Here is a 10,665-nt window from a genome sequence, read left to right on the forward strand (position 1 = left end):
AAGGATCCGACCTGCATCACGGAACAGCTGATGACAACTAACGGGAAACATTAGTTCAATAAAGGAGCAATTTGCCTGTGGCACTTACTCCTTTTTTCGTTAAGCTAACGGGCAGGATAACGCAAAAAAGACGCACCGCTAATCAGTGAGTCTTTTTGAACTAACGGTTGAAGAACTAGCCTGCATTGAAGACGTTAGTCTAAATGCATTTGGTGGACGCTATTAACATATAGAATAACTTATAAATGCCCCCTATTAACCAATTTAGATTGGCTGATTGGAGGCATTCATTTTTTACTATATTTCATTAACCGTTAGGCTAACGGGTACGAAAGAGCTCAATGAGCAAAGAGTCTATATTCCGTCTTAAATGTTTAAATCACTTTAATTCAATAAATGTTGAGTCACTGGTAGTTGAGGACTTTTTGTCCATGACGGTATAACACATGTTATGGTTCTAAAAAGCACCCAAATGGGGAACGTTCTTAGCATCAAAGAAAAAGTGCTCACGGAAATTAAAAACATCTTACGAAATTATAAATTGGTTTTTGTATTAAAATAAGGTTCAACAAATTTCCAGGTACGCTCAAAATCGTCTTGCGTGTCCTCATCCCAAAACTCAGCGAACTTTGGGTGATGAAAACGCGAAAACAAGCCTATCAAAGACAGTTTTTCTTGGCGGTCAGTCATACCAGAAACGGCCCCGAGGCTGTCAATCAGGTCGTTCATGTGTCTTTCAACGAGCTCAGGTTTAGTACTTAAATACTCTGTATAGAGCTTGAACATGATAGGTTCAGCCTTGTAAGCGGCGTGTTTATTGCTCGCGAGCGTCCAAAACCAGTTGTGAATCGTCTCGGATTGCGACTTTTTCGGGTCAACTTTGTACGGGAAAAGGTCAGCCAGCATAGTATCAAGCCAGTTAAAAGCGAGCAATTCCCAGAGATCTGTTTTATTCTTGAAATGCTTGTACAGTGCGGGTTGAGAGATATTTACGGCTGCTGCTATATCCGTCAAACTCACGTTTCCATAGCCTTTTTCTAACAGCAGTTCCTGCGCTTTTTCTAAAATTTTTCCCTTGATATTCATGCTTTGATTTTATCACAAGTTATAATTGTTGACAAATATAACTCCGATAGTTTATTATTCTGTCCATCAAGTAGTTATAAAATTTATAAAATATAACTTGATAAAGGAGAAATAAATTTATGAAAGCACTCATCACAGGTGCAAATAAAGGCATTGGCTTTGCTATTGCAGAAGCTCTCGGAAAATCAGGCGTTGGAATTTTGGTTGGCGCACGCAGCGAAAGTCATGGCCAAGAAGCAGTTAAAAAGTTGTTAGCACAAGGTATTACAGCAAGTTTTGTCAAAATTGATTTGAACAATTTTGACACGATTCACAACGCTGCAGAAGAAATCGATCAGCTTGATTTGCTTATCAATAATGCGGGAATTCCTGACAGTCACAAGGCTGATCGCCCCGGTCTTGACACTAAAAAAACAACGTTTGACTACACGACCGACGACCTCCGTGAGACACTGGAAGTCAATTTCCTCGGGACGCACGAGATTATTAGAAGTTTCCTGCCGAAACTCGCTGAAAATGGAAAAATCGTGAACATCACGATACCGATTCAGCCGACTAATTTCTGGCATCCGCTCGCTTATCAGACCAGTAAGGCCGCACAAAATGTGATGGCGATGAATTACGCACTTGAGTTCAAAAATACGGGCAGCAGCAAACAGATTTTTGGCGTCATGCCTGGCGGTGTGGCAACGGATCTCAACGGACTGACCGCTGGCGCCTTTGATGGCTACATCAAATCAGCTGAAGAAGCAGGTGAGCTCATCGCGAAACTCGCGCTTGACACGGAAAACCACAACGGTCAGATGATTCAACATGACGGAAAAATCGTTACAGATTACGAAGTACAAATACACTGATAACTGATCAAATCCAGTCAGAATATGGTATATCAATAAATTTATGTTTCTTTTAAAAGAAGGCAAATTTGTTTTCGAATCGGAACAACCAACAATATTTTTATGGGTCAATCGCATTAATGGATTCTTTGTTATTATTGGTTGGTTTTTGTTATTCAACTAATGGGAAACGATAGTTGAATGGGGGCAACGGCAGTCAAAGACAATTGGTCTGCCGTTGTTTCACTTTTATGTCAGTCTAATACTAATTTTTCGAAGTCTGGAGATTTTCAATCTCATAAACCGCATTAAATCGCCTTTCTCGGTCTAAAACTGTACTTTCACGGGACAGACGGAAGAAAACGTGTTGTAGTGGCTATACGCGCTACCTAATCGATACTGGTCCGATACAGCAGGGGCGAGAAATTAAAATCCTGGTAGTCTCCTCGAGGCCTATAGGTTTTCACTTGAAAAGCAATGAGTCAGGAATCGGTTTTTCAATCTCCGCAGATGACGAGAATTTGATTGTCGAAGGACAAGAACATGGTCCCATTGAAAGTCACTATTTTAGCGGCTTTTTTGTTTTATCGGTACAAGTTCTTGTCCAGAGCCAAGGACAAGAACTTGTACCGATGCCGAAAAGGACAAGAATATAAGCCGATTACCGATTAGATAAGCATTGAACGATTAATTAAATTTATTAAGCTAACAGGCAGGGGAGTTTATTGATTTCGCGAATACTCTACATATGAAGTTATTTACGAAGTTCGTAGATAAGACGTTAGCCGAAAGAAGTTCTTAGTTTAGGAGGAGTCTATATGATATTAGAAAAAGTTATAAATAGAATTGAAATACAAAGTGAATATAAGGATTTTGTTGATAAGTATAAAGATAATATACTTACCGAATTTAAAGGTAAGATCCATAGCATTTATATGTGTGGCTCGATTCCAAAAGGAACTGCTAAACCTTTTAAGTCAGATGCAGACTTTACTATTGTATGTGTAAATCCCAAAGATATTGATTACGAAAGATTGTCAAATATTAAAGACAGGCTTTTAGAAGAATATCCAGTAGTATCTAAGATTGATACGACAATTTGCTCGATTGACGATGTATTAAGTAAACCAAATGAGTGGGGTTTTTGGGTTAAGATCATTTGTGTTTGCATATATGGTGATGACGTTGGTGAAAAAGTACCACCGATAATTATTTCTCCAGAGTTCATTTTAGACTTAAATACAGAGACCAAGAAGGAAGTAGATCGTAGACATAGTTTACTTTCTAATGCTAGTGATAACACAATGAAAACTAGATTAATTAAAGGTTACTCTAAGAGATTAATTCGTGCATTATACTCTTTGGTTTTAGAAGATACAGGTGTATGGCAAGATGACATTATTAAGATGAAGAATGCCATATTAAACTATTCTGAGATTGACTCCGCTTTAGTTGATTATCTGTATGCTTGTTACTTGGATAGTAATGTACTTGTTGAAGAGTTTCTGGGAATTGCAGATGAAGTATATAGCTATTTTGAGAACGCCTTAAATGCAATGGCTGCTTCCAGAACTTCCTTCGGCTAACACCATATTGACGCTCCTGATTACTCTGAGAAGCGAGTGACCACATCCAGCCCCCTAAGCCAAGGAAAAGGAATCGGAAAACTGCTGGGAAAGCATACTGTTCAAAATGCAACTGAATTGGGGTTTAAAACAATTGAAGTTGGTACCGGAAATTCTGGTGTGGGGCAACTTGCTCTTTATCAGAAATGTTGTCGAGGGACAAGAACATGGTCCCAATGAAAGCCGCTATTTTAACGGTTTTTTGTTTATCGGTACAAGTTCTTGTCCCGAAGAAAGGACAAGAACTTGTACCGATTGCCGTAAAGGACAAGAACATAATCCGATTACCGATTAGATAAGCATCAAACTACATTTCACTACACTAATTCATTAAGCTAACGGGCAGGATAGTTCAAGCATTTTTTGAAAGGATTTATAAATATTTCAGCGAAATAAGATAAATAACATTTTTGTAAATAGGGAGGTCCGTAAATGTCTGACTTTTGGAAGCCAAAAGGATATTCAAGTGTCTCACCCTATTTAGTGGTGCCGAATGCACAGAGTGTAATTAATTTTTTGCAGGAAGCTTTCGGTGCAACCGAACTAAGACGTTTTTATAGACCTGATGGTTCTTTTATGCATGTCGAACTGCAAATTGAGGATACGGTTGTAATGCTTGGGGATGCCACAAATAATTGGTGCGCAACTGTTGCTCAATTACATATTTATGTACAGGATGTTATAAGAGTTCATCAGCTGGCAGTTCATGCAGGTGGCACATCAATCTTGGAACCAACTCGCAAAGAAGGAGATCCTGATCGACGTGCAGGGGTAAAGGATCCTGCTGGAAACACGTGGTGGATTGCAACACAAGAGGTTTAGCACTCAAGTTAGTTGTAACCTAAACATAAAAATCAATGAAACTTGTAACTCGTTACACTAACGGGGAACGATAGTTGAATAACCGACAAGGATGAAAGCTGTCGGTGCTGATCGGCATATTCGTTAAGCTAACGGGCAGGTTTGTGCAAGAAATATGAGGAGTTTGTATGAAAATTAGGGCGTATTTGTCGAGGGACAAGAACATGGTCCCAATGAAAGCCGCTATTTTAGCGGTTTTTTGTTTATCGGTACAAGTTGTTGTCCCGAAGAAAAGACAAGAACTTGTACCGATTGCCGTAAAGGACAAGAACAATAATCCGATTACCGATTAGATAAGCATCAAACTACATTTCACTGCACTAATTCATTAAGCTAACGGGCAGGATAACGTAACTATTACAATAATTATTACGTCCTTATTATTAGAACGATTTGCAAAACAGTGCTCCATGGTTCATGAAGGGGGAATTCACAGTAGTCACGAAACTTTGGATTGGCAGGAAGTTGATATCCTGTGTACTCATGGCAGCAATTCTTTCGATTATTCTATTTAGATTTCATGGTTATGCCACGTTTTCAATCTATTTTTTGTACACTGCGATCGGTTACTTAATAATTGGATTGCCTTGCTCTGTTATTTCAGACATTATTGTCTCAAATGTGAAAAGGAAAATACTCGGAATGTTAGTCGGATTAAGTTTACATCTCCTGTGTGCGGAAATTGTTGTATATTTGTATCCCGAATTTAAGTATGCCGGTGTGTTGGGTTATTCGGTTTTCATTGCCTCAGTAGGCATATGGTTGGTTGATACTATTTTCAAACAAATTCAGTTCCCAGCTAACCGGACATAATAGCTCAATCATGACACGACGGCAGCCGGCCAAAATAATCGGCTGCCGTCGTTATTTGGATCAATACACCTTGAGATTTTTGTATTTCTGTATAAGAGATAAAAAATCGGAGGGTTGGGAAATGATGAAGGCAATCATAGTCATTTTCGTGTTTTTGCTTGCAGGATGTAGTTCGGGTGACACAAGTAAAATTATCACTGATTCCATAACAAGTCCAATGATTAAGACTGGCATCTTTAACTGATAAAGATAAGAAGCCAGCTGATCTACTTTGACCGGCTGGCTTTATTCAACTAAAGGGAAGGATGTTTAATGCGATATCGAAATATTTCAATTGAAGGAATGGAATGAAGGGAAGTACAGAGTTGAAGGAGGGTGCCGTCTGCAGGCAGCTTTGATTTCATTGTTATGGTATAATTCAGAAAGCGAAACACAACGCCTATTGGAGGACGATATGGCAATGGAATTCGGTACTGTAGAGTATTTTAAAAACAAAATCCTTATAGAAAACGAACATCGTTATCAAAGGGTTTTAGTTACAGCGTATACAAGAACCGTATTGGAGCAAGATATATCTGATTCCCTCAAGATAGAACAGTTAAATAATTTGATGGCTGCTTGGGATGAACTGGGAGGAACTTAGGGGTAAGAGGGTGAAAAAATGAATTTTTATTTAGATGATTTTGATCAAAAAGCCATTAGAATTGCTTTAGTTAGCCAAATTCAAAAATATGAGGACATTTTCTCAAATTCTACTAATGAGAGCGAAAAGGAATATTGGGCACGTGAATTAGAAAGGTCTAAAAATGCTTTCAAAAAAATCAGCGGCGGCGAGACAATTGAGGAATACCGTAGAACTAGTGAAGAATCGAAAAAATAGGTAGTACACTAAATAAAAATTTGTTTGTAATTGTCGGGGGACAAGAACAAAGTCCCATTGAAAGTCGCTATTATAGCGGCTTTTTTTGTTTTATCGGTACAAGTTCTTGTCCCGGGTCGAGGACAAGTACTTGTACCGATTGCCGAAAAGGACAAGAACATGAGCCGATTACCGATTAGATTAACCATTTAAATATGTTTCCAATGCAATTTTCATTAAGCTAACGGGCAGGTTAGTTTAATGAGAACTCAATTAAATATTTGTCATAAAGCATACTTCTCGACATTTCAAAAGTAAAGGACACGAGAGTTAAGGAACGTTGGATATACAAGCCCACTGCTTTAATTCAATTAGTATTCAAAGAAACTAAATAACCAGTCGCTGATTGATTATCGACGACTGGCCGCTTTGATAAAAAAACAACAAGAATGTTAAAATTTCTGCGTAAAATCCATCCGCCAATGATTATAGGAATAATATAAATACTGGGATAATACCCCACAACATCTAGTTGAAGATTAGCCACGATGAACTGTACGACAAGAAGGGCGAAACTTGAAATTGCGATATTTATCAGAACTATTAAAAAGTGGCATTCTTCGACTTTATCGTTGATTGCCGTCTTTCTTTTACATTACAAATGCAGGTTAAAGTGTTATAGAAGTGTAACTCGTTATAATTATCCTCTATCTATGAAAAAAGACCTCTCTCCAAACCGACTCCTACCCACTCTTCCAATTTCTATGCTTTAATAAAATGAGCAGTAAAAACAAGAAATGTTGAAAGTGGGATTCTATGAAGCGTCTAACGATTGGCCTGTTCGCCCATGTGGATGCAGGTAAAACAACTTTTGCGGAACAGCTGCTGTACCATACGAACACGATCCGGTCGCGAGGGCGGGTGGATCATCAGGATGCGTTTCTGGACAGCCACGACATCGAGCGGGCAAGAGGCATTACGGTGTTCGCAGATCAGGCGGTGATAGAATATAAAGGAGACAGCTACTATTTAATAGACACGCCCGGACACGTCGATTTCTCCCCGGAGATGGAGCGGGCGATTCAGGTCATTGATTATGCCATTCTGATTGTAAGCGCAGTTGAAGGTGTCCAGGGCCATACTGAGACAGTCTGGCAGCTGCTGCGCAAGCATCGGGTTCCAACGTTTTTCTTTATCAACAAGACGGATCGGAGCGGAGCGGATGCAGGCAGAACCGAGGCGGATATCCGTCAGCAGTTGACAGGGGAAGTATATTGCATTACACAGGGGTTCGCTGACGGCATAATCGGTGAGCCGCTGCGTGAGGCCATGGCGGAGCGGGACGAAGCTTTGCTGGAAGCATTTCTGGAGGGGAAAGGTGATTCTGGCTTCTGGCTGGAGGCCTTGCAGAGGATGATAGCGGCGGGCCTTCTCTTCCCCTGTGCTTACGGCTCTGCGCTTCAGGACACAGGCGTCATTGAATTTCTGGATCAGCTGCATCTGCTGACGACAACCACTTATGACGAGGATGCTTTGTTCCAGGGGCGGGTTTATAAAATTCGGCACGATGCAGGCGGAGTGAGACTCACGTTCATTAAGGCACTGGGTGGTCGGATGAAGGTAAGAGAACAGCTTAGTTATGAGAGCGGCGGGGTTCAATATGAGGAAAAAATTACGCGGCTCTTCTTGTTTAACGGCCTCAAGTCACAGCCGGTGGAACAAGTTGAAGCCGGTGATTTGTTTGCGGTTGCCGGATTGTCCGCCGCCGAGACCGGACAAGGCCTGGGGTCGATATCAGACAAGTTAGCTTACGACTCGGAGCCGACGTTACAATCGAAGGTATTATTCGACAATTCGATATATGTACAGAAGGTACTCGGTGCTTTTCGCACGCTGGAGGCGGAAGAGCCGTCTCTGAACGTCGTTTGGGATGAGAAATTGCAGGAGATTTCTATCCGCGTCATGGGATTGATACAACTGGAAGTGCTGGAGCAGCTTGTTAGAGAGCGGTTTGGTTTTGCTATCTCTTTTGGACAACCGGAAATCTTGTATAAGGAAACGATTAAATCGGCTGTGAAAGGGTACGGCCACTTCGAACCGCTCAGACATTATGCGGAAGTGCATCTGCTGATTGAACCGGGAGAAAGGGGCAACGGAATCACGTTCGATAGCAGATGTCATGCCGATGATCTGAATGTCAGCTATCAGAATTTGATTCGGAATCACCTCTACGAACGGGAGCACCACGGACTGCTGATCGGCATGCCGGTCACCGACGTGAACATCACCTTGCTGAGGGGGCGCGCGCATAAAGAACATACCCATGGCGGCGATTTTCGTGAGGCTACCTTTCGAGCACTACGGCAGGGTCTGGAGAAGGCCGACAACGTGTTGTTGGAGCCCTATTACGATTTCAAAATCAAAGTCGCTATCGATGAAATGGGCAAGGTGCTGTCCGATATTCAGCGTGCTTCAGGTATTTTTAATCCACCGGAGACAGTCGGAACGCAAGCGGTGGTCACGGGCAGGGTGCCCGTGTCGACTTTCATGAACTACAGTGCCGAATTTGCATCCTTTACGCATGGACGAGGCAGCATCCGTTGCGTGTTCAGCGGCTACGACCGCTGCCATAATACGGAGGAAGTCATAGAGCGGATGGGCTACCGAAAAGGGGCAGACCCACTGTATACATCTTCCTCCATCTTTTGCGCCAAGGGGGCGGGTTTCTCGGTGCCATGGGATGAGGCGGAAGACAAGATGCACCTTGAATTAGAACCTTAAAACGATCTATTAGGAAGCAACTAAGAAATTATCGTAAGTAGTGAATTATTGCGACGGTCCGATCGATAGGCTCACCATACCGGGCCGAATGACAAGAGTGTGTTTTTGCGGTTCAGTCCGACGTTGCCGAGATCACGAAGGTTGTCTCCCGCTTCGTGAACGACGAAGTAGCCGTTCATGCCGAAACGGAACTCACCCGCATCTTATAAAGAACGTCGTATTGCATTTAATCATTAGGCTGCTACTCAAAAAAACAGCACGTTTTATACTTTATTGGATAATGAGAACTTACACTTCAAAAATGAAAAGCTAGTTGCAAAAATAATTACGTGATGCTCTAAAGATTAGAGTGCATTTTATTCAACTTAGGGGAAACGATAGCTTAATGAAGACCTTTGAAGGCAGCCGCCCCAAAAGCAAAAGCCGGCTGCCTTTCTTTAGGCGCATCGTATTGATCATTTTGGGTTGTTTAATAGTTTAGTAATACCTTTAGACTTAAAACGTTCTTTTGCATTACTATAAACGAAATCATTTTGCCAAACGAGCTAATGAGTGATTATACTAAATGTTCCGTATAGCTTCGATGCTTCAACTTCACTTTTTGTACATGGTATTGAAGATTTTGAAATGGATGATCTAGATATTATGATTCAGTGGGATTACTTTGAGATTGCCCACAAGTTATTTCAAAAATATAATCCTAGTCCAATAAATAAAGGCGGGTTTTGGCAATTCAACTTCTTTGTTGACGGAGTGGAAGTACATATTATGGAAGAAGCTGCCGGTGCTGATCGGCAGCTTCTTTACGTTAATGGGCAGGATAGTTCAAAAATTTTGCGAATACCCTCCAATGGGTATGTGACGGTGGACGGGAAAAACTTCATGCAGGCAGATCTCAACAACAAGGGGGCAGCTGATCTGACAATCTGTGCGGAGAACTGCTGTTCACGGCTATCCCACATACCCGATACGGCTGTTATCAATGCCCTGGTTATTCAATCCCTGGCGGATCCCGTAGTCGTAGGTTGCCATATCACACCTCCAATTTTGAGCATAAAAAAGAGCCCTTTGACGGGGCTCTTTTTGAATCAATCATTATTGCCGTACTTCAAACTGTATTCTAGTTCTGTAAGCTTACCTATTTGGTTCTCGAGCTCTTGCTTCATTGTAGTTAATTCGACCATTTGAACATCGGCACTGATTCCCTGTGCTTTTCTCTCATCCACCTTTTTCTGGATGTCTTCAATTTTTTGCTTGATCGATTCAATATCTGCTTTTTTACTTGCGATTTTATTCTGCAGATCAGTAATTTGTGCAGAATTATCATCAACAACTTTTTCATTTGTCAGATCAGAGCTCAAAGCGATCCCTCCACTGCTTGCACTATCAACTTTCCCACCAAAGCCATTCGTCAGCTCACGTACTGGAGCAAAGCTTTTACCCTTAATGATGATTGCGTCGCCAACAACTTTGCCGTTTAATGTTACAGGGGCTTCTCCATCTACTTTTTTACCGATAAAGGATAATCCGTCACCGAAGGCTTGAGCAGAAACCATAAACAATGCACCAGCAATAAAGCCTATTATTATCTTTTTCATACACTCACCTCAGAAGCTATTTACTTTCAGTATAGCAACCAAAATAAGGAAGTGTAAATGCTCATTATTTCATAACAAAGTCGTCTTATGAATGGCCTGTCCCGTTATGCTTTAGGAAACTCCACCCCTGAACATAAACACCCTGCCCTGAAAATAGTTCAATCCTGCCCTGAGTTGATAAATTTATGTGCGCTACGTTGCTAGTT

8 protein-coding genes and 1 pseudogene are annotated in these 10,665 nt (G+C 41.3%); 7 read left to right on the forward strand and 2 right to left on the reverse strand.

Features of this window, described 5'->3' with window-relative positions:
- Window positions 1-534: 534 nt before the first annotated feature.
- Entirely contained in the window at window positions 535-1,086 is a 552-nt protein-coding gene (locus tag CJP46_RS35955; protein WP_094600374.1) for a TetR/AcrR family transcriptional regulator, read from the reverse strand.
- Window positions 1,087-1,205: 119 nt separating this feature from the next.
- Between CJP46_RS35955 and CJP46_RS35960 the strand changes: the two genes are divergently transcribed.
- The 7 genes and pseudogenes from CJP46_RS35960 to CJP46_RS35995 all read left to right on the forward strand — a co-directional run bounded on the left by CJP46_RS35960 (window position 1,206) and on the right by CJP46_RS35995 (window position 8,861).
- A complete protein-coding gene (locus tag CJP46_RS35960; protein WP_094600375.1) occupies window positions 1,206-1,943 on the forward strand; it encodes an SDR family NAD(P)-dependent oxidoreductase in 738 nt (245 codons plus the stop codon).
- Between the two features lie 797 nt (window positions 1,944-2,740).
- Complete coding sequence (locus CJP46_RS35965) at window positions 2,741-3,508, forward strand: nucleotidyltransferase domain-containing protein (protein ID WP_094600376.1); 768 nt, start codon at window positions 2,741-2,743, stop codon at window positions 3,506-3,508.
- A gap of 60 nt (window positions 3,509-3,568) precedes the next feature.
- Window positions 3,569-3,697: pseudogene (locus CJP46_RS37345) on the forward strand (GNAT family N-acetyltransferase); the annotation flags it as partial.
- A 282-nt stretch (window positions 3,698-3,979) separates the two neighbouring features.
- Window positions 3,980-4,369, forward strand: coding sequence for a VOC family protein (locus tag CJP46_RS35975; protein WP_094600378.1), 390 nt, complete (start codon window positions 3,980-3,982; stop codon window positions 4,367-4,369).
- Window positions 4,370-5,675: 1,306 nt separating this feature from the next.
- Window positions 5,676-5,864, forward strand: coding sequence for a hypothetical protein (locus CJP46_RS36815; RefSeq protein ID WP_094600380.1), 189 nt, complete (start codon window positions 5,676-5,678; stop codon window positions 5,862-5,864).
- An 18-nt stretch (window positions 5,865-5,882) separates the two neighbouring features.
- The gene (locus CJP46_RS35990) at window positions 5,883-6,101 is read left to right on the forward strand and encodes a hypothetical protein (RefSeq protein WP_094600381.1); all 219 of its coding nucleotides are present in this window, start codon (window positions 5,883-5,885) and stop codon (window positions 6,099-6,101) included.
- 795 nt (window positions 6,102-6,896) lie between these two features.
- Window positions 6,897-8,861, forward strand: a complete 1,965-nt coding sequence (locus tag CJP46_RS35995; protein WP_094600382.1) for an elongation factor G — start codon at window positions 6,897-6,899, stop codon at window positions 8,859-8,861.
- Window positions 8,862-9,949: 1,088 nt separating this feature from the next.
- On the opposite strand, the gene CJP46_RS36000 is transcribed toward CJP46_RS35995, so the two are convergent.
- Window positions 9,950-10,459, reverse strand: coding sequence for a hypothetical protein (locus CJP46_RS36000; RefSeq protein ID WP_094600383.1), 510 nt, complete (start codon window positions 10,457-10,459; stop codon window positions 9,950-9,952).
- Window positions 10,460-10,665: the final 206 nt, after the last annotated feature.

The organism is Paenibacillus sp. XY044 (genome assembly GCF_002257645.1).
GTDB lineage: Bacteria > Bacillota > Bacilli > Paenibacillales > Paenibacillaceae > Paenibacillus_AQ.

Excerpts from the sequence above, each read along its gene's own strand:
- CJP46_RS35965 (WP_094600376.1), top strand. The coding sequence starts at position 2,741 with ATGATATTAGAAAAAGTTATAAATAGAATTGAAATACAAAGTGAATAT.
- CJP46_RS35995 (WP_094600382.1), top strand. The coding sequence starts at position 6,897 with ATGAAGCGTCTAACGATTGGCCTGTTCGCCCATGTGGATGCAGGTAAA.
- CJP46_RS35990 (WP_094600381.1), top strand. The coding sequence starts at position 5,883 with ATGAATTTTTATTTAGATGATTTTGATCAAAAAGCCATTAGAATTGCT.
- CJP46_RS36815 (WP_094600380.1), top strand. The coding sequence starts at position 5,676 with ATGGCAATGGAATTCGGTACTGTAGAGTATTTTAAAAACAAAATCCTT.
- CJP46_RS36000 (WP_094600383.1), bottom strand. The coding sequence starts at position 10,459 with ATGAAAAAGATAATAATAGGCTTTATTGCTGGTGCATTGTTTATGGTT.
- CJP46_RS35955 (WP_094600374.1), bottom strand. The coding sequence starts at position 1,086 with ATGAATATCAAGGGAAAAATTTTAGAAAAAGCGCAGGAACTGCTGTTA.
- CJP46_RS35960 (WP_094600375.1), top strand. The coding sequence starts at position 1,206 with ATGAAAGCACTCATCACAGGTGCAAATAAAGGCATTGGCTTTGCTATT.
- CJP46_RS35975 (WP_094600378.1), top strand. The coding sequence starts at position 3,980 with ATGTCTGACTTTTGGAAGCCAAAAGGATATTCAAGTGTCTCACCCTAT.